16 protein-coding genes are annotated in these 25,743 nt (G+C 71.6%); 12 read left to right on the top strand and 4 right to left on the bottom strand.

Annotated elements, in window-relative coordinates; translation table 11 throughout:
- Nucleotides 1-6: 6 nt before the first annotated feature.
- Nucleotides 7-1,122, bottom strand: a complete 1,116-nt coding sequence (locus ACZ52C_RS27335; protein ID WP_469077248.1) for a LacI family DNA-binding transcriptional regulator — start codon at nt 1,120-1,122, stop codon at nt 7-9.
- 101 nt (nt 1,123-1,223) lie between these two features.
- Nucleotides 1,224-1,628: an HGxxPAAW family protein gene (locus ACZ52C_RS27330; protein WP_469077247.1), complete on the bottom strand. Its 405-nt coding sequence runs from the start codon at nt 1,626-1,628 to the stop codon at nt 1,224-1,226.
- A 112-nt stretch (nt 1,629-1,740) separates the two neighbouring features.
- On the opposite strand from ACZ52C_RS27330, the gene ACZ52C_RS27325 reads away from it, so the two are divergent.
- Together ACZ52C_RS27325 and ACZ52C_RS27320 are read left to right on the top strand one after the other, a co-directional pair.
- Nucleotides 1,741-2,202 carry a MarR family winged helix-turn-helix transcriptional regulator gene (locus tag ACZ52C_RS27325; RefSeq protein WP_469077246.1) on the top strand — a complete coding sequence of 154 codons (462 nt, stop codon included), beginning with the start codon at nt 1,741-1,743 and terminating at the stop codon, nt 2,200-2,202.
- Nucleotides 2,203-2,493: 291 nt separating this feature from the next.
- The gene (locus tag ACZ52C_RS27320; protein WP_469077245.1) at nt 2,494-3,063 is read left to right on the top strand and encodes an AAA family ATPase; all 570 of its coding nucleotides are present in this window, start codon (nt 2,494-2,496) and stop codon (nt 3,061-3,063) included.
- 681 nt (nt 3,064-3,744) lie between these two features.
- On the opposite strand, the gene ACZ52C_RS27315 is transcribed toward ACZ52C_RS27320, so the two are convergent.
- Nucleotides 3,745-4,773, bottom strand: a complete 1,029-nt coding sequence (locus ACZ52C_RS27315; RefSeq protein ID WP_469077244.1) for a LacI family DNA-binding transcriptional regulator — start codon at nt 4,771-4,773, stop codon at nt 3,745-3,747.
- Nucleotides 4,774-5,029: 256 nt separating this feature from the next.
- On the opposite strand from ACZ52C_RS27315, the gene ACZ52C_RS27310 reads away from it, so the two are divergent.
- From ACZ52C_RS27310 to ACZ52C_RS27280, 7 genes are all read left to right on the top strand, one after another.
- A complete protein-coding gene (locus ACZ52C_RS27310; RefSeq protein ID WP_469077243.1) occupies nt 5,030-6,340 on the top strand; it encodes an ABC transporter substrate-binding protein in 1,311 nt (436 codons plus the stop codon).
- 192 nt (nt 6,341-6,532) lie between these two features.
- Entirely contained in the window at nt 6,533-7,471 is a 939-nt protein-coding gene (locus ACZ52C_RS27305) for a carbohydrate ABC transporter permease (RefSeq protein ID WP_469077413.1), read from the top strand.
- Between the two features lie 14 nt (nt 7,472-7,485).
- Nucleotides 7,486-8,307 (top strand): carbohydrate ABC transporter permease, encoded by an 822-nt coding sequence (locus ACZ52C_RS27300; protein ID WP_086804211.1) that lies wholly within the window; start codon nt 7,486-7,488, stop codon nt 8,305-8,307.
- 67 nt (nt 8,308-8,374) lie between these two features.
- Nucleotides 8,375-10,381, top strand: a complete 2,007-nt coding sequence (locus tag ACZ52C_RS27295) for a glycoside hydrolase family 127 protein (RefSeq protein WP_469077412.1) — start codon at nt 8,375-8,377, stop codon at nt 10,379-10,381.
- 2 nt (nt 10,382-10,383) lie between these two features.
- Nucleotides 10,384-14,523, top strand: a complete 4,140-nt coding sequence (locus ACZ52C_RS27290) for an Ig-like domain-containing protein (RefSeq protein ID WP_469077242.1) — start codon at nt 10,384-10,386, stop codon at nt 14,521-14,523.
- 130 nt (nt 14,524-14,653) lie between these two features.
- Nucleotides 14,654-16,807 carry a glycoside hydrolase family 127 protein gene (locus ACZ52C_RS27285; RefSeq protein ID WP_469077241.1) on the top strand — a complete coding sequence of 718 codons (2,154 nt, stop codon included), beginning with the start codon at nt 14,654-14,656 and terminating at the stop codon, nt 16,805-16,807.
- 181 nt (nt 16,808-16,988) lie between these two features.
- Entirely contained in the window at nt 16,989-18,596 is a 1,608-nt protein-coding gene (locus ACZ52C_RS27280; RefSeq protein WP_469077411.1) for a cellulase family glycosylhydrolase, read from the top strand.
- Between the two features lie 106 nt (nt 18,597-18,702).
- Here ACZ52C_RS27280 and ACZ52C_RS27275 read toward each other — a convergent pair whose 3' ends face one another.
- The gene (locus ACZ52C_RS27275) at nt 18,703-21,894 is read right to left on the bottom strand and encodes a glycoside hydrolase (RefSeq protein ID WP_469077240.1); all 3,192 of its coding nucleotides are present in this window, start codon (nt 21,892-21,894) and stop codon (nt 18,703-18,705) included.
- 164 nt (nt 21,895-22,058) lie between these two features.
- On the opposite strand from ACZ52C_RS27275, the gene ACZ52C_RS27270 reads away from it, so the two are divergent.
- The 3 genes from ACZ52C_RS27270 to ACZ52C_RS27260 all read left to right on the top strand — a co-directional run bounded on the left by ACZ52C_RS27270 (nt 22,059) and on the right by ACZ52C_RS27260 (nt 25,545).
- Entirely contained in the window at nt 22,059-23,069 is a 1,011-nt protein-coding gene (locus tag ACZ52C_RS27270; RefSeq protein WP_469077239.1) for a pectate lyase family protein, read from the top strand.
- A 32-nt stretch (nt 23,070-23,101) separates the two neighbouring features.
- Nucleotides 23,102-23,704, top strand: a complete 603-nt coding sequence (locus tag ACZ52C_RS27265; RefSeq protein ID WP_469077238.1) for a hypothetical protein — start codon at nt 23,102-23,104, stop codon at nt 23,702-23,704.
- A gap of 110 nt (nt 23,705-23,814) precedes the next feature.
- Nucleotides 23,815-25,545, top strand: coding sequence for a hypothetical protein (locus ACZ52C_RS27260; RefSeq protein WP_469077237.1), 1,731 nt, complete (start codon nt 23,815-23,817; stop codon nt 25,543-25,545).
- Nucleotides 25,546-25,743 lie beyond the last annotated feature (198 nt).

Below are 25,743 nucleotides of genomic sequence, written 5' to 3'. Positions count from 1 at the left end.
CCACCCTCACGACAGCGTGCGTACAGACTGGCGGATCACCAACTGCGTGCTCAGCACCACGTGGTCGTCGCCGCCCAGGCGCTCCTCGCGCTCCAGTGCCAACCGGACGGCCGTACGCCCCAGATCCTCGTACGGCACCCGCACCGTGGTCAGCGCGGGGGTGAGGTCGGCGGCGAACGGGACGTCGTCGAAGCCGACCAGGGAGACGTCACCCGGGACGTCGAGCCCGGCCTCGCGCAGCGCGGCGAGCGCGCCCGTGGCCACCATGTCGGTGCCCGCGAAGACGGCCGTGAAGTCGAGACCGGCGGCCAGTGCCTCCCGAGTGCGCTGGTAGCCCGAGACCCGGGTGTACGGGCCCGGCAGCTCCAACTCCTCGGTGTGCTCGACGCCATGGGCGCGCAGCGCGTGCAGGAAGCCGTCCCGGCGCTGGTCGGCGGTGCTGAGGCCGGGGTCGCCGCCCAGGAAGAGGACGCGCCGGTGCCCGGCGGTCAGCAGATGGTCGGTGGCCTGGAAGGCGCCGCCCCGGTTGTCGTACTGCACCACCGTGACCGGGAGGGAGCCGGGCAGCGGGGGACGACCCACCAGCACCAGCCGGGAGCCCGCCGCGTCCAGCGCCGTCGCGTACTCGGCCATCCGCCGCCGGTACGCCTCGTCCTGCCGGGCGCCGCCGACGAGGACGACCGCCGCCGCGTGCTGCTCGCGCATCAGCTGGACCAGGTCGTCCTCACGGGCCGAGTCGTCGTGCGTGGCGCACACCAGACTCAGCCGGCCCCGGTCGGCGGCCGCCTGCTCCACCCCCGCCGCGACATGGGCGAGGGAGGGGCCGGTGATGTCCTTGATGACCAGGGCGACGGGGCCGGCGACGCGGCCGGAGAGCGCCTTGGCGTGCACGTTCACCACGTAGTGCAGGGAGTCGACCGCCGCCATCACCCGGGCCCTGGTCTCCGTGGAGACGGGGTAGTTACCGGCGAGTGTGCGGGAAACGGTTGCTACGGAGACCCCGGCGCGCGCGGCGACGTCCCGAATCGTGCTGGGTCGCTCGCCGCCCGAGGTGCTGCTCCGTCGACGCCTGGCACCGCTTGCTTCGGCGCTGCTCCGGCGACCGTTTTCATTGACCGTCACGGTTCGACGTTACTGCATGGAAGGCTGTGGACGGCGGGTGGTTGCGGAACTGCGACCCCTCAGGAGGGTAAGCGTTTACTCCCCGCTGCCGGGGCCTTCGTTCAGTGCGAGGCCTCTCCCGCCGGGATCACGGCGGGGGCGGTGCCGGTGGCGCCTGGGCCGGTGGTGTCGGCGGCGGTGGCGGGTCCGGGTACGGCGGGGAGCCGGGCGGGGGCGCGGCGGCGGCCGGCCAGGCGGCAGCCGAGGCAGTCGACGTGGCCGCCGCGTGCGGAGCGGTCGCGGACCCGGAGGCTCCACTGGTCACGGGGGCGGGGGCCCGGCGGCTTGCCCCAGCCGGCGAGGTGCAGGGCCCAGGTGACGACGAGTGCCGCGACCGAGATGACGGCGCCCAGGGTGAACCCGGGGGTCCAGCCGCATACGCCCAGGCCGAGTGCCGTCGAACCCACGGCGCCGATGGCGGTGCCGGTCCAGCCGGCCACGGTGTGGCCCTCGTCGTACAGACTCATGGTGTCCGCTCCCCTCGCGCGCGGGCGCGCCACGGCATGCCGTGGCCACGCCCACGGCGTCGTAAGATGTCTTAGCGAGTAAGGAATTTAGCTTGCCCCGGAGGCGAATTCAATGGAGGCCGAACGTCGCCCCACCGTGCCCGACGCGATCGGTGCCATGGACGGCCTGATCGCGACGATGATCGTCGGTCAGCAGGAGTTCGCCCGGAACCTCGGGCTGAGCGTCACCGACCTGGTCTGTTTCGCGTACGTCCTGGAGGCGGGGGACGCGCCGGTCACCGCGGGTGATCTGGCCACGCGCGCGCATGTCACCACGGGAGCGGTGACCGGTGTGCTCAACCGTCTGGAGCGCGGCGGCTTCGTGGCGCGGCAGCCCGATCCGGCCGACCGGCGCCGGGTGCGGGTGGTGGCGGTCCCGGACGCGGCCGAGCGGGTGGTGGCCGTCTACGGCCCGTTCTACACCCGCCTCGCCGAACTCTTCGCCCGGTACTCACCCGACGAACTGGCCCTGCTCGTCGACTGGTTCACGCGCGCGGGGGAGCTGGCGCGGGGATATCTGGACGAGTCCCGCTGAAGGGCGTTGCAGAGGGCTTGCTGGTGCAGGCCGGAGCTGGACCATGGCCGTTCTGATCACGAGGCCGGGGCGAGGTCGTGCATGGGGGTGACAGCTTGGACCGCGTGGTGGAGGCCGTCGCTGTGGTCAGAAGCTGTGTCGGAACCCGTGATCCGTGACCGTCTGGCAGGGCCGGCTGTAGTGCGGTAATGCCGCCTCCAAAGGCGAGGGCAGCGGCGTGCCGGGTGAACGTGGCACGGTAGCGGCATGAATCCGCCGCCCGTCTCTCGGACATCTCCTCATCGGGGCCAGGTGATCGTCTTGACCGGGCCGCCCGGTGCGGGCAAGAGCACTGTGGCGCAGTTGCTGGTCGATCGCCTGGCACCTAGCGTCCACCTGCACAGCGACGACTTCTGGCGCTATATCAAGCAGGGCTGGATCGCGCCCTACTTGCCCGGAGCACATCAACAGAATCAGGTAGTCCTTCAGGTACTGGTCTCGGCTGCGTTCGGCTATGCGGACGGCGGCTACCAGGTGATCTGTGACGGCGTCGTCGGGCCCTGGTTCATCGACCTCTTCCGTGCGACGGCCCGGGAGCGGGCTCTGCGGCTGAGCTATGTCGTCATTCGGCCGGACCGGCACACCACGCTGGAACGGGCAACGAACCGGGCCGGCGACGCCTTGACCGACCCTGAGCCGATTCGCTCACTGCATGACCAGTTCAGCAATGTCGGTGTCTACGAGGCCCACGTCCTGGATTCCACCAACCTGACTGCCGAGGCAACCGCCGAGAGCCTTCTGCAAGGCGTCGCGAGGGGCGCGTATCTCCTCGGCCCGTGCGAGAGCATCGCGGGCGCGAACGACTCGATGCACGACTTCTGATGATGGCTGGTCCCCGATCAGCGCAACGCGGTTGGGGCCAGCCGGATCCTCTGTGGCTGCGTCCGGATGCGTATGGGCTGGGGCTCACCGGCCGCTTGCACAGGTTCGACGGGGTGTGGCGTGGTGCGTGGCGGCCGGGAGGGGCGCGTGAGGCGACGGCGAGTTCGGGATGGGGCAAGCGCAGACGGAAGAGCTGGTCACGGCGGGGATGTTGTCGTGCCGCGAGGCCCTGGTGGCCATGACGGACAGAGCCATGCCGCGCATGTCGACGGCCGGGTGCCGCTTCCTGGCGTTGATCGATTTCCCGCCGTCGAAGCCGCGGGTGTCCTGGCCCACTGTCTCGGCGCCCTTGAGGGACCGGGAGTCCGGGACGACTGCGACGGCGTTGGGATCCGCAGCGGCTCCGGCTCAAGCGCGGCGTCTCCGAGCGAGAACTGGGAGCCGGTGTCCCCCTCCACCATGACCGTCCGGCGCGGCCCGAAGCGTCGGCGTCCCGCATCTGCTGCGGAACCCAGGCGCGGCGTTGTGGCCAGACTCCACCTCGCACCGCCGACGTCACCAGACACCGGGCCGACATGGCCCACCGGTCGGCCTGCCGGGCGACCGGGTTCCTGGTGGGTCTGCCGGGTCCGACCGGGGTCGACGACGCACCTCCGACGCCGTACCTCCGACGCACCGCCGTCACGACAGTGGTGCCGTGGAGCCCCTGATCACCACCTTGCAGGGGAGGGTTTCGGTGCCGGTGCGGGGGGTGCCGGCTATGGCGGCGAAGAGGGCGTGGGCGGCTACGCGGCCCACCTGTTCGAGGTTCATGTCGACGCTGGTCAGCGGCGGTCGTGAACCGGCGGTCAGGATCTGCCAGTTGTCGAAGCCCATGACCGCGATGTCCTCGGGGACACGGTGGCCGCGTTCGCGCAGGACGTCCATGACGCCGCGGGCGATCTGGTCGCTGCCGCAGAGGACGGCGTCGATGTCGGGGTGCCGGTCGAGGAGCATCGCGGTCGCGGCCCGGCCCCAGCCCTCCGACCACGCGCCGTACCGGGGCTCGCCGATCAGGGAGAGTCCGGCGTCGGCGAGCGCGGCCCGCGCCCCCTCGGCGCGGTCCCGCGCCGCGAGGTAGCCGGGGTCACCGGTGATGTGCGCGATCCGGCCGCGGCCGCAGGCCAGGAGGTGTTCCACGGCGATCCGGCCGGCGCCGACGCTGTCCGGGACGACGGAGAAGTCCGCCGGGTCCTCGGAGGGGGCGTAGGCGTAGACGACGGGCACGGGCACCTCGCGCCCCAGCGAGGGACGGGGGTCGGTGCGGCTGCCGACCACGATGAGACCGTCCACGCGGCGGCCCAACAGGGCGCGCAGATGGTGCTGTTCACGGATCGTGTCCCCGCGCGCGTCGCACAGGAAGACCGCGACCTCGCCCGCGCCGAAGGCGTCCTCGGCACCCATCAGGATCGGTATGCCGAATCTGCCCTCCAGATCGCTGGTCAGCAGCCCCACGGTGCCGGTGCGCCCGGCGAGCAGACCGCGCGCCACCTGGTTGGGGCGGAACGACAGCCGCTCGGCGGCCTCGACGACCCGTTGCCTGGTCTCCGCGCGGACCTGGCTGCGGCCGTTGAGCGCCTTGGACGCCGTGGCGATCGAGACGCCCGCCAGCCGGGCGACGTCGCCCAGCGTGGCGGGCTGCGAACGAGAGGGGCCGGTGGCCTGTGCCATGGGTGATCTCCTGTCTCGCCACGCGTGTCGACCTCGCCGAGGATGACACGCCGCACCCGGAACCTTACGGGAAACGTTTCGGTCCGGCTGCCCGCACGGCTTCCGTCGGTCGTCGACAACCGCTCTCTGCAAGGGGATTGACGGGTATTCAGGCGCCGCCTAGCGTCTCAGAAAGCCTTTTCGGTTTCTTTCGTCTCCGTCACCCGGTTCAGCGCCACCGCTCTGTGACACCACTTTGTGACAAGGGGGATCGAACATGGGGAGCACGCTCGGACCACGTGGCCGCGCGGGGCGTCTCGCCACCGGGGCCGTCGCACTGCTCGCCGCCGCGAGCCTGGTCACCGCCTGCGGGTCGGGCGACGGCGACTCGGGCGGAGGCGGCGGAGCGGCGAACGCCACCGGCGTCGACGACGGCGCCACCCTCACGATGTGGACGCGCGCCGCCACCCGGCCGCAGAGCGAGGCCCTGGTGAAGGCCTACAACGCGAGCCACAAGAACAAGGTCGAGCTGACCGTCGTCCCCACCGACGACTACCAGGCGAAGGTCGGCGCCGCCGCCGGCTCCCGCGACCTGCCCGACCTCTTCGCCTCCGACGTGGTCTTCGTCCCCAACTACACCTCCAGCGGCCTCTTCGCCAACCTCACCGAACGCATCGACGCCCTGCCCTTCGCCGAGCACCTGGCCCCGTCGCACATCAAGGCCGGCACGTACGAGGACAAGAAGTACGTGGTGCCGCACACCCTCGACCTGTCGGTGCTCTTCTACAACAAGGACCTCTACCGCAAGGCGAAGCTCGACCCGGAGAAGCCGCCGGCCACGCTGGCCGAGTGGGACGCGCAGGCGCGCGCCGTGGACAAGCTCGGAGGCGACGTCAACGGCACCTTCTTCGGCGGCAACTGCGGCGGCTGCGGTGTCTTCACCTGGTGGCCGTCCATCTGGGCGGCCGGTGAGGAGGTCCTCGACGAGGACGGCACCGAGGCGCTTCTCGCCTCCGCCACCGCCAAGAAGGTCTACGACACCTATCGGGGCTGGGTCGACGACGACATCGTGGCGCCCGGCGCGAAGGACGAGACCGGCACGACCTGGACCGGGATCTTCCCCAAGGGCCAGGTCGGGGTCATGCCGATGCCGTCGACCACGCTCGGGCTGATGCCCAAGGACCTGGACGTCGGGGTCGCCCCCATCCCCGGCCCGGACGGCGGCAGGGCCACCTTCGTCGGCGGCGACGCCATCGGGGTCTCCGCGACCAGCGAGAAGGCCGACCAGGCCTGGAACTTCCTCGCCTGGACCCTCGGCGACAAGGCGCAGGTCGACGTGGTCGCCGCCCACAAGGACGTGGTGGCCCGCAGCGACCTGGCGTCCAACCGGCACTCCGCCGCCGACCCCAGGCTCGTCACCATCAACGAACTCGTCGCGGACGGGCACACGCCGTACGCGCTGAAGTTCGGCCAGACCTTCAACGACCCCAACGGGCCCTGGCTCACGCTGATGCGCGACGCCGTCTTCGGCGACGGGACGTCCGTGGACAAGGACAACGAGGCGGTCAGTGCTTCGCTGGCCGACTGAGGACGACCGATCCGGTGGGCGCGGCCCACCCGGCAGGGCCGTGCCCGTGTAGGCGGCGGACCGAGGAGAGGCGCGTCCGTGAAGGTGGCCGACCGAGGAGGGGCATTCCCGTGACCGTGGCGGATCGAGGAGGGCCGTGCCCGTGACCGTGGCGGATCGAGGAGGGGTGTGCCCGTGAAGGTGGCCGAGTCCGTGTCCGCCGCGTACCGGTCCCGGCCGGAGGAGCGGGGCCGAACGGCGCGGGCGCCGGTGCCGCGGTGGCGGTCCCGCCCGGCCAAGGGGCTCGCCTACGCGGCTCCCACAGCCGTGTTCGTCGCGGTCTTCTTCGTCCTGCCGCTCCTGCTCGTCGGGCAGATGTCGCTCAGCGACTGGCCGCTGCTCGCCGGGGACCGAGGTGTCAACGCCCCCGAGAACTACACCGACATCACCGACACCACCCTGTTCTGGCCCGCGGTCCGCTTCACCCTGCTCTACACCGTCATCGTCACGGTGATCCTGCTGGGCCTGGCCCTCCTGCTCGCCCTGCTGGTCCAGGAGTCCCGCCCCGGCGCCGGCTTCTTCCGCACCGTCTACTTCCTGCCCGGCGCCCTGGGACTGGCCTCCGCCTCGCTGCTCTTCTGGGGCCTCTACAGCCCGACCACCGGCCCGCTCGGCGGCGTCCCCGAGCGGCTCGGTCTCACCGACGAGCCCGTCTCGTTCCTCGGTTCACCGACCTCCGCGCTGCTGTCGACGGTGTTCCTCGTCGTGTGGAAGTTCGCCGGCTTCTACATGCTGATCCTGCTCGTGGGTCTCCAGCGCATCCCCCACGAGGTGTACGAGGCGGCCCGGACGGACGGCGCGAGCCGCGCCCAGGTCTTCCGCTCCATCACCCTGCCGCTGCTGCGGCCGTCGCTCGCCCTGTCGCTCCTGCTCTGCGTGACCGGATCGCTGCTCGCGTTCGACCAGTTCTTCGTCCTGACCAAGGGCGGACCGGACAACAGCACCGTCACCGTCGTTCAGTTGATCTACCGCGAGGCCTTCCAGCGGATGAACCTCGGGACGGCCGCGGCCCTCTCGATCCTCGTCCTGGCCTCGCTGCTGCTGCTCAACGTCCTCCAGTTCCGCGGTCTGCGCCGCGCCGACGAGTCATGAGAGGGGACAAGACCGTGCTCGCCCGCGCTCTCGGCCGGACACCGCACTACGTCGTGGCCGGAGGTCTGGCCGTCATCTTCCTCTTCCCGCTGGTGTGGAACACCTGGGCGTCGGTCAGCCCGCAGCCCGGCACCGCCCAGGAATCCGGGTACGGCCTCGGCAACTACCGGACCCTGCTGGAGTACGACGCGGGACTGTGGCAGTACCTGCTGAACAGCACGGTCGTCTCCGCGCTGACCGTCGCCCTCACCCTCGGCGTCTCCCTGCTCGGCGGCTACGCCTTCGCCCGTTTCGACTTCCCCGGCAAGAACCTGCTGTTCCTGCTGACCCTGGCCATCCTGATGGTCCCGTACGCCACCCTGCTCATCCCGCTCTACGTGCTGCTCGGCAGGCTGCACCTGCAGAACTCACTGATCGGGCTGAGCCTCGTCCTCGCCATGTTCCAACTGCCGTTCGCCACCTTCATGATGCGGATCTCCTTCGAGGCGGTCCCACGTGAACTGGAGGAGTCGGCGCTCGTCGACGGCTGCGGCACGGCGGGCGCGCTGCGCCGGGTGCTCCTCCCGGCGGTACGGCCGGGGCTGATCACCGTGGGCCTCTTCGCGTTCCTCGCCGCCTGGAACGACTTCATCGCACCCCTGATCCTCATCTCCGACAGCGAGAAGGCGCCCCTGCCGCTGGCCGTCGCCAACCTGCGGCAGCAGAGCATGGGCGCCGTCGACTACGGCGCCACCGAGGCGGGCGTGGTGGTGCTCGCCGTGCCCTGCCTGCTCCTCTTCCTGCTCCTGCAACGGCACTACGTCCGGGGCTTCATGTCCGGCGCGCTCAAGGGCTGACCCGCACGGCCCCCCGACGACCGAAGGGACGAACCGGAGGCATGAACAGGTGAGGGAGAACGCGGTGATGTCATCCGTCCTGCCCGTGGCACCGACCCGAGGCCGGCTGCGGCCGCTCGGACTCGACGAGGTCAGGATCACCGGGGGCTTCTGGGCCCGGCGACGGCACACCAACACGACCGCCACGCTCGGCCACTGCCGCGACTGGATGGACCGCGTCGGCTGGACCGGCAACTTCAGGGCCGCCGTCGAGGGCAGGATCGAACGGGACCGGCGCGGCCGGGAGTTCGCCGACTCCGAGGTCTACAAACTCCTCGAAGCCATGGCCTGGGAGGCCGCGAACGGCGGCGGCGCCCCGCTGGACGACGAGATCACCGCCCTCACCGAGCTCGTCGCCCCCGCCCAGGACCCGGACGGCTATCTCGGCACCGCCTTCGGCCGCCCCGGGCAGGCCGCCCGCTACAGCGACCTGGCGGAGGGCCACGAGCTCTACTGCCAGGGCCATCTGATCCAGGCCGGCGTCGCCCAGGCCCGCGCCCGGGGCGAGGGCGAACTCGCCAAGATCGCCCAGCGGGCCGCCGACCATGTGTGCGCCACCTTCGGGCCGGGCGGCATCGAGTCCGTCTGCGGCCACCCCCAGATCGAGTCGGGCCTGGTGGAACTGGCCCGCCTCACCGGCCGGCAGCGCTACCTCGACCAGGCCGCGCTGTTCGTCGACCGACGCGGCCACGGCACCCTCACCGAGAACGAGTTCGGCCGCGCCTACTTCCAGGACGACGTCCCCGTACGCCGGGCCACGGCCCTGCGCGGCCACGCCGTCCGCGCCCTCTACCTCGCGGCCGGGGCCGTCGACGTGGCCGTGGAGACCGGGGACGACGAGCTGCTCGCCGCCGTCGTGCGCCAGTGGGAGACCGCGGTGGCCCGCCGGACCTACCTCACCGGAGGCATGGGCTCGCACCACCGCGACGAGTCCTTCGGCGACGACTTCGTCCTGCCCCCGGACCGCGCCTACTCCGAGACCTGCGCCGGTGTCGCCTCCGTGATGCTCGGCTGGCGGCTGCTGCTGGCCACCGGCGAGCCCCGCTTCGCCGACCTCGTCGAACGGACCCTGTTCAACGTGGTCGCGACCTCTCCCGCCGAGGACGGCCGGTCCTTCTTCTACGCCAACACCCTGCACCGGCGGCACCGGGGCGTCGCACCGTCGCCGGACACCGACAGCCCGCGCGCCGACTCGGGGCTGCGCGCCCCCTGGTTCGCCGTGTCGTGCTGCCCGACCAACGTGGCCCGCACCCTGGCGCAGCTGCCGGCGTATCTGGCGACGGCGGACGACGAGGGCGTGCAACTGCACCAGTACGCCGACGCCGACATCGCCACCTCCCTCACCGGCGGCCGGGGCGTCGCCCTGCGGGTCCGTACCGACTACCCCTCCGGCGGGACCGTGACCGTCCGGGTCGGCCGCTCCCCCGGTCGGCCCTGGACCCTCTCCCTGCGGGTGCCCCGCTGGGCGACGGGCGCCACCGCGTCACTGATCGACCCGGACGGGGTGCGCCGTCCGGTCGCCCCGGGCACGGCGGCCCTCACCCGGGTCTTCCGGCCCGGCGATGAGATACGCCTCGAACTCCCCGTCGCCCCGCGCTGGATCCGCGCCGACCCCCGCATCGACGCCGTACGCGGCACGGTCGCCGTGCAACGCGGACCGCTGGTGTACTGCGCCGAGTCGGTCGACCTCCCCGAAGGCAACGATGTCGACGCCGTACGGGTGGACACCTCCGTCGACCCCGAGGACGGGCCCGGCGGTACGGCGGACACCGCCGGCACGGTCGTGGTCGCGGGGGAGGTCGCCGGGGGCGCGGGGCCGAGCGCGCTGGCGTGGCCGTACGAGCCGCTCGGGCACGCCCCGCAGGAGCCGCCCGCCGAGCGCACCGGGATCGTCCTGGTGCCCTACCACTCCTGGGCCAACCGGGGCCCCTCGACGATGCGGGTGTGGCTGCCGACGACCGAGGGCGGGCCGCCCCGGGGCCCGGACGGCGACCCCGGCTCCGTACCCGCCCCCGATCCCGTATCAGGGAGGTAGCCGTGCCCGGGCCCCGAAGACGGCGTCGCCGCGGAACTCTGGCCTGGGCGATGGCCGCCGCGCTGCTGCTGGGCACGCTCGCCGCCGGGCCGGCCGAGGCGGACAACTCGGCGATCGGGTACCCGGTCTACTCCGGATCCGCCGAGCCCGTACCGGAGTTGCCCGCGGGCTTCACGGTGCGCCGCACGATGCGCGCCCAGTACGACGCCGACCGCGGAGCCGGGAACGGCACCGATTTCTGGATGGACCGGATGCTGGCCCGCAGGGGCGACGACCCGTCGGGGGACTGGCTGTTCACCCGGGGCCGGGCCGTGTTCATGAAGGAGCACGAACCCGGCCGACTGGGCTTCGCCGGGCAGGTCGCGTACTGGGAGAGCATCGACAACCGGTCCGCCTACACGGTCGACCTGGTGGTGGACGGCGAACGCCTCACCCTCCGGGAGAACGTGGACGCCCGCGTCCAGACGCCGAGTCACTGGCGCGGCGAGTTCACCCATGAGGCGACCGGGCTGAAGGTCGTCCAGACCAAGTTCATCACCGACGCCAACGTCGCCGTGACGCGGCTGGACCTCACCCACACGGGCTCCGGCGGCCGTGAGATCACCCTGCGGGCCTCGTCCCCCTACACCGGCACTCCGGAGGGCCGCGAACTCACCGGCACGGTGCCCGCGAAGAACAACCTCACCACGGTCTTCCCCCGGCTCAGCGGCGACGGCTTCACCCCCGACGGCGAAACCCTGACCCGTACCGTCACCGTCCCGGCGGGCCGCACGCTCACCACCAAGGTCCAACTCGGCTTCGTCACCGAGGAGATCACCGCGTCCCGGCCGGCGTACGACGTGGTGCGCACGGCGTCCCCGGGGGCCGCCTTCCGCGCGCACGTCCAGGCGTACAACCGGTGGTGGGCCGAGAACCTGCCCTTCATGGACCTTCCCGACGACAACATCGAGAAGACCCTCTACTACCGCTGGTGGCTGCTGCGGTTCAACTACCTCGACGCCGACATCCCGGGCAACGACTACCAGTTCCCCACCTCGATGGAAGGCGTCCTCGGCTACAACAACGCCATCGCGCTGACCGTCGGCATGTTCGTCGACGACCTGAAGTACCTGCGGGATCCGAGCTATGCGTACGGCCCCTGGGTGTCCGCCGGCGAGGTGTCGAAGAACGGGAAGTACACCGACAACCCCGGCGACCCGGAGAACTGGTCCAACAGCTACACCCAGTACATCTCCGAGGCCGCCTGGCGCTCCTACCAGGTGCACGGCGGCCCCGACGGCATCCCGCGCAACCTCGCCCGGTACGCGGAGAAGGACGTCGAGGGCCAGCTCGCGGCCTACGACCACGACGGCAACGGGCTGATCGAGTACGACTGGGGCGCGATGACCGGCAACGACGCCGACGCGGTGTCGTTCGACTGGAAACCGGGCAACCTGGACCGCGCCGAGTCGGCGTACGTCTACAGCAACGCCACGGCGGCGGCCCGCGCGTACGACGTCCTCGGTGAGAAGGCCCGTGCCGACCGGATGCGGAGCGTCGCGAAGCGGGTGAAGGACGCCGTCCTCGAACACCTCTGGGACCCCGAGGACAAGCTGCTGAAGCACCGGCACGTGGCGAGCGACAGCCTGGTGCCCTGGAAGGAGATCAACAACTACTACCCGTACAGCGTGGGCCTGATGCCCACGCCGGACGAGGACCCCCAGTACGTCGAGGCGCTGCGGCTGTGGGCGGACGCGAAGCAGTACCCGGTCTTCCCGTTCTTCACCGCCAACCAGGCGGACAAGGCGGAGGCGGCCGGGCAGGGGCACCCGGGGAGCAACAACTTCTCCGTCATCAACTCCACGGTCACCTTCCGCTTCCTCTCCTCGGTGCTGCGGAAGTACCCCAACCGGTACATCGAGCGCACCTGGTACAAGAAACTGCTCTCCTGGAACGCCTGGGCCCACTACGTCGACGGCGACAACCGGTGGCCCGACCAGAACGAGTTCTGGGCCGACGGCGGCGCCGACCCGCAGAAGATCGGCTACCGCTCCTGGATCCACCACACCATCCTCGGCACCACCAACTGGACCGTGATCGAGGACGCGATGGGCTTCCGCCCCCGCGACGACCGGAGGATCGAGCTGTCCCCGATCGACGTCGACTGGCCGCACTTCGCCGTCACCGACATCAACTACCGGGGTACGGACGTGGCGGTGATCTGGGACGAACCGGGGGACGGGAAGCGGCCGTACGGCCGGCAGGTCCCCGAGGGCTACTCGCTCTACCTGGACGGCAGGCTCGCCCTCACGGTCGACCGGCTCACCCGGCTCGTCTACGACCCGGTCACCCGTGAGGTGACGTTCCCGGACGGCGGAGGGGCCGAGGTCCGCACCACGGGACTGCGGACGGCCGTGGCCGCCCCCCAGGACGTCGAGTTCGGCCGCGAGGACCGGGTCACCGACCTGTTCGCCAAGGCCGGCCGTGACCTGACCGGGACGGCGACGGAGAACCTGGCCGCCGGTGCCGCGGCCCGCGCCTCCCACGAGGCGGAGGGACGGGGCGCGGCGGGGGCGGTCGACGGGTTCACCGTCAACGAGCCCCACTGGGGGGCGCGGGGTTCGGGCAACACCGAGGACTGGTACGAGGTCGACTTCGGTCGGCCCCGCGCGGTCGACGACGTACGGCTGTACTTCTTCAGCGACAAACGGCCTGGCGGGTACGCCGAGCCCGCGCTCTACACCGTGGAGTACCAGGACCGGGACGGCCGCTGGCGGAACGTGGCCCGGCCCGCCAAGACACCCACCTATCCCCGGGCCAATCTGAACCGGGTGCGCTTTTCGAAGGTGACCGCGCAGAAGCTGCGGGTGTCGATGCGGCACCGCGACGGGCACACCAGCGGCCTCAAGGAGATCCAGGCGTTCCACACCGGTCTCCGGCCCCCGGCGGCCCGCGACCGGGCCCCCTACGTCGAGGCGTGGCGGGACACCACGTACAGCCGTCCCGGACAGGTACGGCTCACCGGCATCGTCGAGGACGACGGCCTCCCGGAGGGGAAACTCACCTCCGTGTGGCAGGCGGTGGACGGGCCCGACGGCGGCACGGTCATTTTCGACGACCCCGGCGCGCCGACGACCCTCGCCCGCTTCACCGCCCCCGGCACCTACACCCTCCGGCTGACCGCCACCGACGGCGCGTCCGACTCCGCGGAACAGGTCGTGATCGAGGCGGAGGGGCCGTCCGGCGGGCAGGTGAACGCGGCGCCCTTCGCGACCCCCACCGCCTCCTACACCTCCGGCTGGGAGTCGGTCGCCGCGATCAACGACGGCCGGGAACCCGCCTCCTCCTCCGACGCCCCGCGCTGGGGCAGCTGGCCGCAGAAAGGCACCCAGTGGGTCCAGTACACCTGGGCCGACCCGGTCCGCGTGGACGGCTCCGACCTGTACTTCTTCCGCGACGCCCAGCCCGGCGCGGGCGACGGCGTCGGCGTCCCGGCGTCCTGGGTCATCGAGTACCGGGACGGTGACACCTGGCGCGAGGTCGGCGCGCCCAGCGGCTACGGCACCGCCGAGGACGGCTACAACAGGACCACCTTCGCCCCCGTCACCACGACGGCGCTGCGCGCCCGGCTCACCGGGCATCCGAACCTGGCCCTCGGCGTGCAGGAGTGGAAGGTGTACGCGCGGACGCCGGAGGCGGTGCGCGAGGTCCATGTCCCCACACCACGCGGCACGGTCCCCGAACTGCCCGACGAGGTGACGCTGGTGTACGAGGACGGGGCCACGGCCCGCTCGCCCGTCGCCTGGCCCGCGCTGACGCCGGAGCAGGTCGCCGAGGGCGGGACCAGCGTCCGGGTCGCCGGGATCGCCGACCTCGCGGCACGCCCGGTGACCGCGACCGTGTGGGTGCGGCAGACCGACGCGGTCGAGATCACCAGCGTCGCCGAGGAGCACGTCACCACCCGGGCCGGCCGGGCGCCCACCCTCCCGGCGACCGTCGTCGCCACCTTCAACGACGGCTCCAGGGACAGCCGTGTCGAGGTGACCTGGGACCCGGTGGAGCCGGGCCGGTACGCCGAACCCGGCACCTTCGAGGTGAAGGGGACCGTGGCGGGCACGACCTACCGCGCCACCGCCACGATCACCGTGACGGGACCGCCGTGACCGCCCCCACGGCCCCGCACCCGCCGTGACATGGGCCCCGCACCCGCCCTGACCCGGGCGTCGTGACCGTCTCTCCGCCCCCCACACACAGCCTCCACCCACCCCACCGGAGAAGATCGGAGTCGAGAGCATGTCCCAACCCCCCACCCGGCGAAGGCTGTTGAGCCTGGCCGCGGGAGCGGCCGCCGCCGGCCCGCTCGTGCAGGCCACCTCGCCCGCCCACGCCGCCCCGGCCCACCGAGGGCCCGCCCAGGCCCCCGCCGCCCCGCTGCCCGTCCCCGTCGGCTGGGCGGTGCACCCCTTCCCGCTGGACCGGGTCACCCTCGGGGACGGCGTGTTCCGGGCCAAGCGCGACCTGATGCTGAACTACGCCCGGTCCTACCCGGCCGACCGTATCCTGGCCGTCTTCCGCGCCAACGCCGGGCTCGACACCCGGGGAGCGCGGCCGCCCGGCGGCTGGGAGACCTCCGACGGCAATCTGCGCGGCCACTACGGCGGCCACTTCCTCACGCTCGTCGCCCAGGCCTACGCCGACACCCGCGAGTCCGCCCTCAAGACCAAACTCGACCATCTGGTCACCGCGTTGGGGGAGTGCCAGACGGCGCTGGCGGAGCGCGGTACGCCGCGACCGAGTCACCCCGGCTTCCTGGCGGCGTACCCGGAGACGCAGTTCATCCTGCTGGAGAGCTACACCACGTACCCGACCATCTGGGCGCCGTACTACACCTGCCACAAGATCATGCGCGGGCTGCTCGACGCCCACACGCTGGCCGGGAACGCCCAGGCCCTGACCATCGCCGCGAAGATGGGCGACTGGGTGCACAGCAGGCTCGGCCATCTGCCCAAGGGCCAGCTGGAGCGGATGTGGTCCATCTACATCGCCGGTGAGTACGGCGGTATGAACGAGGTGCTCGCCGACCTGTACGCCCTCACCGGCAAGGCCGAACACCTGGCCGCCGCCCGCTGCTTCGACAACACCGCGCTGCTCGACGCCTGCGCCCAGGACCGGGACGTCCTCGACGGGCGCCACGCCAACCAGCACATCCCGCAGTTCACCGGCTATCTGCGGCTGTTCGACGAGACGGGGGAGGAGCGGTACGCCGACGCGGCGCGCAACTTCTGGGGCATGGTCGTCGGACACCGGACCTACAGCCTCGGCGGTACCGGGCAGGGCGAGATGTTCAAGGCCCGCGACGCCGTCGCGGCCACGCTGGACGACAAGAACGCCGAGACCTGCGCGACCTACAACATGCTGAAACTGAGCCGGCAGCTGTTCTTCCGGGAGCCGGACGCGGCCCGGATGGACCACTACGAGCGGGGGCTGACCAACCACATCCTCGCCTCCCGCCGGGACACCGCGAGCACGAGCAGCCCGGAGGTCACCTACTTCGTGGGCATGGGCCCGGGCGTGGTGCGCGAGTACGGCAACACCGGCACCTGCTGCGGCGGCACCGGGATGGAGAACCACACCAAGTACCAGGACTCGGTGTACTTCCGCTCCGCCGCCGGCGACGCGCTGTACGTGAACCTGTACCTCGCCTCGACCCTGCGGTGGCCGGAGCGCGGGCTCGTGGTCGAACAGAGCAGCGCCTATCCGGCGGAGGGCGTGCGCACCCTGGTCTTCCGCGAGGGCGGGGGCCGGCTCGATCTGCGGCTGCGGGTGCCGTCCTGGGCCACGGCTGGGTTCACCGTGACGGTCAACGGGGTGCGGCAGCAGGTCGAGGCCGTGCCCGGGTCGTATCTGTCGCTGAGCCGGGAGTGGCGGCGCGGCGACCGGGTCGGGATCTCCGCGCCGTACCGGCTGCGGGTGGAGCGGACCCCGGACGACCCCACGGTCCAGTCGGTGTTCTTCGGCCCGCTGCTGCTGGTCGCGCAGAGCGCGGAGACCGGGTTCCGCAGCTTCTCCTTCTACAGGGACTTCACCCTGCGCGGCGATCTCGCCGACGCCGTTCGCCCCGAGGGCAGGCCCCTGCACTTCACCACGCACGGGCTCACCCTCGCGCCGTTCTTCGCCGGGAACGACCTCCGCTACCACGCGTACTTCCGGCGCTCCGAGCCCGTGGTCGTGTTCGGTACGGCCGGCTCCGGGGTCCCGAACCGGAGCCGTGGGGACGGGCTGACCTTCCTCGACGTGCTCTGGGCCCGGGCGCCCTTCGCGACCTCCGAGGTCTTCGTGGGGGCGGTGCGTGCGCTGGCCGACGCGTGGGTCTCCGAGGGACGGTTCACCGCCGCCGAGCGGGACGCGGTCGTCGCCGCCGCGGTCCGGGCCGGTCTGCGCCGCTGACCGCGCGCGAAGGGTTGACGTGTACGGGGCGAGATGGGTTCATGGGAGCGCTCCCATAGCTTCACCTCCTCGGCACCCCCCACTTTTCGATGCCTGACCTTCTCGGCGCCCACCCCCACCTGGAGTCGCAGTGAGAACTGGAAGAAACCCCCTGAGCACGCTCCTGGCCGGCCTCGCGAGCATGATCGCGCTCACTCTCCTCGGCGTCCTCGCCCCGGCCGTCGCCCTGGCCCAGTCGGCCCCCGACGTCCGGGCCACCGGCCTGCACATCAGCGACGGCCGGCTGCTGGAGGCCAACGGCAACGACTTCGTGATGCGCGGCGTCAACCACGCCCACACCTGGTACCCGGGCGAGACGCAGTCGCTGGCCGACATCAAGGCGCTCGGCGCCAACACCGTCCGCGTCGTCCTCTCCGACGGGCACCGCTGGACGAAGAACAGCCCCGCCGACGTGGCGAGCGTCGTCGCCCAGTGCAAGGCCAACCGGCTCATCTGCGTCCTGGAGGTGCACGACACCACCGGCTACGGCGAGGAGGCCGCCGCCGGCACGCTCGACCACGCCGCCGACTACTGGATCGGCCTCAAGGACGTCCTCGCCGGCGAGGAGGACTACGTCATCGTCAACATCGGCAACGAGCCCTGGGGCAACACCAACCCCGACGGCTGGACCGCCCCCACCAAGGCCGCCGTGCAGAAACTGCGGGCCGCCGGCTTCCAGCACACGATCATGGTGGACGCGCCCAACTGGGGCCAGGACTGGCAGGGCGTCATGCGCGCCAACGCCCAGTCCGTGTACGACGCCGACACCACCGGCAACCTGATCTTCTCGATCCACATGTACAGCGTGTTCGACACGGCCGCCGAGATCACCGACTACCTCGGCGCCTTCGTGAACGCCGGACTGCCGCTCCTCATCGGCGAGTTCGGCGGGCCCGCCGACCAGTGGGGCGACCCCGACGAGGACACCATGATGGCCGCCGCCGAGCAGCTCGACCTCGGCTATCTGGCCTGGTCCTGGAGCGGCAACACCGATCCGGTTCTCGACCTGTCGATCGGCTTCGACCCGACGCGGCTGAGCGCCTGGGGCCAGCGCATCTTCAACGGCGTCAACGGCATCGCGCAGACGGCCGAGGAGGCCACCGTCTTCGGCGGCGGCACCCCGGGCGACACCCAGGCGCCGAGCACCCCCGGCACCCCGGCCGCCTCGGCGGTGACGGCGACCTCCGCCACGCTCTCCTGGACCGCCGCCACCGACAACGTCGGCGTCACCGGCTACGACATCGTCCGGGTCAGCGGCTCGACGGAGACCAAGCTCGCGGCCGCCACCACCAACTCCGTCACCCTGACCGGCCTCAGCGCCGACACGGCGTACACCTTCGCCGTCTACGCCCGCGACGCCGCCGGGAACCGGTCGGCCCGCTCGGCGACCGTGAACGTCACGACGGACGAGGGCGGCGGCACGCCCGCCGGGAACTGCGCCGTGACCTACCGGGCCACCAACGAGTGGCCGGGCGGCTTCCAGGGCGAGATCGTGGTCCGCAACACCGGCACCGCCGCCGTCAGCGGCTGGACCCTGGGCTTCGCCTTCGCCGACGGCCAGACGATCACCAACATGTGGGGCGGAACCGCCACACAGAGCGGGGGTGCGGTGAGCGTGAAGCCCGCCTCCTACACCGCCACCATCCCGGCCGCGGGGTCCGTGACGGTCGGGTTCATCGGGAGCAAGGGCGCCACCAACACGGCGCCGACGGCCTTCACGCTCGACGGGGCGGCCTGCGCGAGCAGTTGACCACCCCGGTGAGGTGACCGGTTCTCGCGGGCCGCCGGTTCATGCCAGGTGAGCCTGGCTCGCGAGGTGACCGGCGGGGGCCTGCTCGCGGCCCCCGCCGGTCACATCAGCGTCGTACGAGCGTGATCCGGTACGTCCGGGTGCGTGAGCCGTCCTCGCTGGTCACGGTGACGACGGCGGACGTCCGGCCGTCGCGTTCCACGGTGACGGTCGCATAGGGATCGCGCGCCGTCGCGGTGACCTTCGCCCGGTCCGGGTCGTCGGTCGCCACCCGGTAGGCGGTGGTGTCGGGGTCGAAGGACCCGATCGGCCGGCCGGCGACCTCGATCCCGCCGGCGGCCGCGTCCGAGGAGACACCGGCGCTCTTGGCGTACACCTCGATCTCGCCCAGGGTGATGTAGCCGCCCTGACGCGCGGTCATCACCACGCGCACACCGGTCACCGGGCCCGCGTCGAGCGGGACGTCGATCACCGGGGTGCCCTCGGTGCCGACCGCGACGGAGTCGCCCGCGTCGGTCCACGGCCCGTTCTCGGTGGCCCGGACCTGCACCTTCAGGCTCTCCGGGAAGGAGACGTTGGTCCCGTCCCGGTGGAAGTGGGCGACGACCCGGGTGAGGTCACGGGCCTTCGGCAGACCGAAGGTGATGGTGTCGGAGGGGTTCTTGGCGCCGGACCGCCAGTTGGACCAGGCCTTCTCGGCGGTGGTGCCGTCGCGCAGCCGCTCGGCGGAGTAGCCGCTCTCGGTGTAGGTGGCGACCACGGAGACGGCCGGGTCCGTCGCGATGTTGCTCCGGATCGCCTCGGTGACCTGGACCCGTACGGTCGCCGCGGCCGTGCTGCCGTCGACGACCTCCGCGCGGCCCCGCAGGGTCACGACCCCCGGCTCGTCGAACGCCCCCTCGGGCGCCGCGTCCCAGCTCACCGGGAGGGTGGTCCGGCCGCCGTGCCGGCCGACGCCGACGACCGTCGCCGGCAGCTCCGGCGCGCCGCCCCCGTACGTCTTGGCGCGGGCGGGCAGGGTCGAGGCGATGGTGTCGACGGTGACGAGGACCTTCGCGGGGTGCTTCCGGCCGAGGGCGTCGGTCGCCTCGCCTGTCACGCGTACCGTCCCGGGCTTGCGCCACTTCCGGTCCGACGGCAGCTCCCACTCCACGGACAGGCTGCCCCGGGCGCCGTCCCGATAGACCGGGGTCACCGTCTCCGGCAGCTTCGGCCGCAGACCGGGGACGGTGAACGCCTCGGCCCGCTCGGTGCGCAGCACGGTCTCGTCGGCCACCGTCCAACGCTGGTTCGCGGCCGAGGTCGGGGTGTACGTCGACACCTTGGCGCCGTCCGACGAGGAGTTCCCGGTGACGTCGAGGAGGCGGCCGGTGGCGGCGTTCACGAAGGTCCAACTGCCGTCACCCGTGGTCGACATGATCCACTGGGCGGCCGCGGGGACCTCCCCGGCGGCCGGGTCCTCCAGGACGGCCTGGTGGTCACGGACGGCGAGCCGCCTGCCGGTGCGGGCGTCGGCGAGGGCGTAGCGCTCGCGGTTGTCGTGGCCGGGGGTCAGCTGCTCGACGGACCAGAGCTGCCGGGCGTCGGCGGCGTCGGTCGTGCGGATGACCACGCCGGTGCCGTCCTCCGACGGGGTCAGCGACTTGCCGCTCTGGGCGCCCCGGAGCCGGTACACATGGCCGGGCTGGACGAGCGCGGCGTCCTTCGCCACTCCGCTGACACCGTCGACGAGGAAGGTGGTGACGGACCTGGCCGGCACGTCGAGGGTGGCGGCACGGTCCTTCACCCGGACCGGCGTGCCCTCGACGAGGGCCCCGTCGGCGCTCGTCACGACGGGGGTGACGGTGGCGCGGGAGGAGACCTTGCCGAAGCGCGACAGGTCGAGCGTGACGGCACGTCCGGTGGCGCCGCTGTTGACGTGGACCACGCTGGCCGCACGGCCGGACTTCCTGACGGCGGCGACGCTGGAGGGGTCGTCGACCTTCACGAAGTGGTCGCCCGGACGGATGTGGTGGGTGAAGTTGCGGATGGTGTGGAACTTGGAGTTGGCCCGGATCGGGCAGGTCTCCAGGGTGTCCGCGGCCGTGCAGTTGAACGGCACGTGGATGCTGCCCCAGTTCTTGCCGGCGGCGGCCTGGGGGATCGAGTCCTCGACCGGCTGCCAGAACACCCAGGCGGAGGGCTCCAGTTCCCGCATGTCGTCGACCATGCGGGTGGCGATGCCGAGGCCGGGCTCCATGCCGGTGAAGTCGGTGCCGGTGCCCCAGGTGCCCTCGACCTCGCTCATCCAGAGCTTCTTGTCCGCGCCCTTGGCGATGTCACGGGCGCTGGTGCGCATCCCGGTGCCGTAGGTGTGCACGTTCAGCTGGGGGAGCGCCGCCCGCGCGGATGCGTCGTACGCGTTCCAGTTCTGGGTGAAGATCGTGGGGTTGGTCTCGTCCATCGCGGAGATCTCGGCATCGGTGGCCGCCCCTTCCAGCGCCTTGTCGAGCGCGAGGACGACCTTCTGCTGGAGCGCGGGGCCCGCGTGCGCGCCCTCCTGACGGCCTCCGGTGGGCTGGCCGTTCGCGCCGATCTGGGTGCCCCAGTAGTTGGTGTTCGGCTCGTTCAGCGGGGCGATGGTGTCGAAGTCGATGCCGTGCCGCTTCTCCAGCTCCTCGGTGACGCGCACCAGGTAACCGGCGAACTCGTCGACGCGGTCGGCGCGGATCTGGTCCGTGTTCGCGTCGAATCCGCCGGAGACATAGCCGCTGACGGTCTGGAACCAGGGCGGCGAGTTGCTGAACGCCTCCCAGGTGTCGACCTTGTCCTTGATCTGGTCCACCCACCAGCGCTGGCCCTGGTCGGCGTCCCAGTTCCAGTGGTCCGGGTCGTTCGGGTCCCACCACTCCATGTCCTGCCGGGTGGTGCCCTCGGGGGCCTTCCAGAAGCCGTCCATCGTCGCGCCGGCCTTCATGTAGTCCTTGCGGACGTCCGGGGCGTTGCCGCCGCCGATGTTGTAGCGGGCGATGGTGAGGCCGAGGCCGTCCTCGCCGAACAGCATGTCGACGAGCCGTCTTCGGATGGGCTCCGGGTAGTTCCCCGTGGCGTTGGCGAACCAGACGAGGCTGGTGCCCCAGCCCTCGAACTCCTGCTGCCGGTAGGACGGGTCGATCCGCACGGTGACCGCGCCCGGCGCCGCCTGCGCCGCCGGTGCCGAAGCGTCCGCGCTCGCCGTGGGCGTGGTCACCAGGCCCGCGCCGAGGATCAGGGGGGCCGTGGCCGCCAGGGCCCGGGCGATGCGATGTCGTGGGGTCACGACACTCCTTCCACAACACAGAGGCGAACGCGATCTCGTTGACATGCCCAAAACACGTGCTTAGCATTCAGGAAACTGAAAGCGCTTTCTAGCCCTTGTGTGCACGGATTCACGCGAATTCGCAGGACCCAGGAACGTCCCCCACTCGTCCCGGGAGGAACCACATGAGGTCGTCGTCACGCACGCTCTCCGCACTCACGCTCGCCCTGCTGCTCGCGGCGGCCGCGCCTGTCGAGGCGGCACCCGTCGAGGCCGCCCCGGCCGCCGACGCGCGGCCGGCCCCGCTCGCGGAGACGTCCCCCACCGGCTTCGCCGCCGTCAACGCGCTCGGACAGAACGGCACCACCGGCGGGGCCGGCGGAGCCACCGTCACGGCCACCACCACCGAGCAGTTCCTGGAGTACATCGACACCACGGGCCCGCTGGTGATCCGTGTCCAGGGCACGATCGACATCACCAGCAAACAGGGCGTCCGCCCGAACAAGACCATCATCGGGGTCGGCTCGTCGGCGGTGATCAACGGCGGCGGCCTGGAGTTCTACCGCTCCTTCAACGTCATCGTGCGGAACATCAGGTTCACCAATGCCGAGGACGACGCCATCAGCGTGGGCCGGGAGTCCCACCACATCTGGATCGACCACAACGAGTTCGTCGCCCCGCTCGACGGCGCGGTCGACGTGGTCCGCGCCGCCGAGTACGTCACCGTCTCCTGGAACTGGTTCAACAAGACCGACAAGAGCATGCTGCTCGGGCACTCCGACGGCAACGGCAGCCAGGACACGGGGAAGTTGAAGGTCTCGATCCACCACAACTTCTTCGACGGCTCACGCCAGCGGCACCCCCGGGTCCGCTTCGGCGAGCCGGTCCACGTCTACAACAACTACTACAAGGGCAACGCCATCTACGGCGTCGCCTCGACGATGAACGCGGGCGTCGTCGTCGAGGGCAACCACTTCGAGGGCGTCCCCCACCCCTGTTATTCCGCGAGCGGCTACGACGCCTCGGGACCGGGCCGACTGATCCAGCGCAACAACGTCTTCAACGGCTCCGGCACGTGCGAGACCAACGGCACGGTCGTCGAACCCCGCACGTACTACGCCTACACGCTGGACCCCGCCGCAGACGTCCCGGCCCTCGTACGGGCCGGGGCAGGCACCGGAAAGCTCGGCGCCTGAACTCCCCACCCCCCACGAAAACAGGAGAGCCCATGAACGCACCGCGCAGGAAGGTGGTCATGGCCGCCCTCGCGGCCGTACTGCTCGCCGGACCCGGTGTCGCGCAGGCGACCCCGCAGGCCGGACCCGTGCCCGGCGAGCGGGCGGCGGCCGCCACCATCACCTGGACCCTCGTACGGGCGAGCAACCCGACACAGGACCAGCAGTCGGCGTACGCCGCCATCACGAGCGCCATGAACGCGGCCGTCACCCGCTACAACAACCTCAGCGACCTCGGCAAGACCATCACCGTCCGCTACGAGCCGGGCGTCCCCACCGCCGACGGCAACATCAACGGCACCATCCGCTTCGGCTCCAACCGCAGCTACATGAACGAGCGGACCGCGCTGCACGAGATCGCGCACACCATAGGCGTCGGCACCAGCGCGGGCTGGTCGCGGCTGGGCGGCAGCGGCACCTGGACCGGCACGGGGGCCACCGCGCTGGTCCGGCAGTACGACGGGGCGAGCGCGAAGATCTCCACCGGGGGCGGCCACTTCTGGCCGTACGGGCTGAACTACGACAACGAGTTCTCCGGCACGGCGGCCGACCGGCACGTGCGGATCGTGTCCGCGATGGTCGCCGACGGGCTGTGAGCCCGCCGACGGCGGCGACGGTTGGTGCCCGGTGACAAAGGGCACGGCGCCGGCTGCGTTGTTGTGAGCATGGGGCGGTGGGGCCGCGTTCGCGGTCCTACCGTCCCCGCATGAACACGAGTCACAGCGGAGGAAAGACCTCACGACCACTGCGCAGTGCCGCGCTGGCGGTGCTGCTGACCGTCGGGGCGGTCACCGGCGCCGCCCCGGACGCCCGGGGCGAGAACACGCGCACCGAGACCGCCGTCGCGTCGACGAGCCCCGCCGACGGGGTGACCGAGACCCTGGTCCGGGTGCGGGCGCCGCTGCCGGCGTCCTTCGGAGCGCGCCCGGCGGCCTGCGACTGGCTGTCCTATCTGCGCTACCGATCCACCGACGGGCCCGCGGCCCCGGCCGACGCGGACCGGATCCTCGTCGCCCAGCCGGGCATCCTGGAAGGCGCCGGCGCCTTCGACAGCGTCGCCCGCAACACCGTCGCCCGTGCCGCCGAACAGGGCCGGCACATCGAGTTCTGGGCCCTGGACCGGCGCTCCAACTGCCTGGAGGACCACACCGGGATCGCCTCCGGCGACCAGCACACCGCCGTCGACTACTACTACCGGGGCAAACAGGTCGAGGGCCGCACCTTCGGCGGCTACGTCGGCAACGGCGACCTCGGCTGGATGGCGAGGCTCGGCATCGAGCGGACCGTCCGCGACCAGTACGACCTGCTCACCGCCGAACTGCCCGACCAGCGGGTGCGCAAGGAGAAGGTGCTGTGCGGCGGGCACTCGCTGGGCGGTGTGATCACCGGCTACTTCGCGACCGCCGACTTCGACGGCGACCGGACCACCACGGCCGACGCCGGACACCGGCAGTGCGCCGGGTACTTCGCCCTCGACACCACCGTCTCCACCTCCCTCGCCGACCTCAGCGGCAGCATCCCGGACGACACCAACCTGCCCGACATCGGCCTCGGCCACGGCGCCGTGCAGGCCGGACTCGACAGCGGAGTCCTCTCCCGCACGCTGTCCGCGCCCGTGCTCCTCAACCCCGAGATGATGACCCTGCTGGGCATCGCCGGCCTGGGCGCGTTGCAGGACCCGGACGGCGAGGCCACCCTGCCCGGGTATCTGCCCCAGAACACCAACATCCAGGTCACCAACCGCTTCCTGTTCTCCGAGGACACCGCCACCTTCCTCTCCGGCTCGCCGGCGGTGAAGGACTTCCGGCTCACCAACGAGGCGGTCCTCGGCGCGCTGATGGACGACCACTCCGTACCGCTGGCGTTCCTCCAGACCAGCGTCGGCTTCTTCGACGGCGGGCCCATCGCCGACAAGAACTTCCCCGTCGCCAACGGGAGCACCGCACAACCGGCTCTGTTCGGCAGCGAGTACAAGGCCATCCCCGACCGGCCGGGCGGCCCGCTCTACACCTGGCGCACCTACGACCGCGTCGGCGACCCCGACGATCCCGGCTACCGCTCGGCGGACGGCACCCCGTTCACCGACGCGGGCAAGGAGGTCACCGACATCCAGGAACTGGCCCGCAGCATGGCCGGGCAGCCGCTGGACTTCACCGAGCAGTACTTCCCGACCAAGCTGGTCACCGACCTCCAACTGTCCACCTCACCCCAGGTGAAGCGCCTCGTCGTCCACCCGGACGGGCTCACCGCCAATCCCACGCTCACCGTGCTCGCGGGCGACGGACTGCTCGCGGGCCGCGTCCCGGCCGACCTCGACCCCGTAGTCGCCGACGGCTACCAGCACCTCGACGTGCTGACCGCCGCGCCCGTCCAGAACAACGGCCGCCCCGAGCCGGTCTCCACGAGCCTCGCGGGATTCGCGAGGAACCCCGAGTAGTACCGCGGCAGCGCCCCGGCTCGACCGGGCGAAACGCCGAGCGGTGGAAGTACAGCGGGCAGGATGCCGTCATGGACGGGTCCTGCCCGTCTGCCTCTCGAAGGAGCGCCCATGCGAACCCGTCGGGGCGGCCCGGCCACCGATCCCACGGCGGCGCCCCGGCGCACGGCCTCCTACGTCATGATTACTTGCGCTCGG

The organism is Streptomyces sp. NPDC034049, from assembly GCF_055575575.1.
This window is presented reverse-complemented; position numbering and strand designations above follow the sequence as displayed.

Bases quoted from the DNA above. Each gene is read 5' to 3' on its own strand.
- ACZ52C_RS27325 (WP_469077246.1), top strand. From the start codon at position 1,741: ATGGAGGCCGAACGTCGCCCCACCGTGCCCGACGCGATCGGTGCCATG.
- ACZ52C_RS27265 (WP_469077238.1), top strand. From the start codon at position 23,102: ATGAACGCACCGCGCAGGAAGGTGGTCATGGCCGCCCTCGCGGCCGTA.
- ACZ52C_RS27295 (WP_469077412.1), top strand. From the start codon at position 8,375: ATGTCATCCGTCCTGCCCGTGGCACCGACCCGAGGCCGGCTGCGGCCG.
- ACZ52C_RS27285 (WP_469077241.1), top strand. From the start codon at position 14,654: ATGTCCCAACCCCCCACCCGGCGAAGGCTGTTGAGCCTGGCCGCGGGA.
- ACZ52C_RS27270 (WP_469077239.1), top strand. From the start codon at position 22,059: ATGAGGTCGTCGTCACGCACGCTCTCCGCACTCACGCTCGCCCTGCTG.
- ACZ52C_RS27260 (WP_469077237.1), top strand. From the start codon at position 23,815: ATGAACACGAGTCACAGCGGAGGAAAGACCTCACGACCACTGCGCAGT.
- ACZ52C_RS27310 (WP_469077243.1), top strand. From the start codon at position 5,030: ATGGGGAGCACGCTCGGACCACGTGGCCGCGCGGGGCGTCTCGCCACC.
- ACZ52C_RS27315 (WP_469077244.1), bottom strand. From the start codon at position 4,773: ATGGCACAGGCCACCGGCCCCTCTCGTTCGCAGCCCGCCACGCTGGGC.
- ACZ52C_RS27280 (WP_469077411.1), top strand. From the start codon at position 16,989: ATGATCGCGCTCACTCTCCTCGGCGTCCTCGCCCCGGCCGTCGCCCTG.
- ACZ52C_RS27330 (WP_469077247.1), bottom strand. From the start codon at position 1,628: ATGAGTCTGTACGACGAGGGCCACACCGTGGCCGGCTGGACCGGCACC.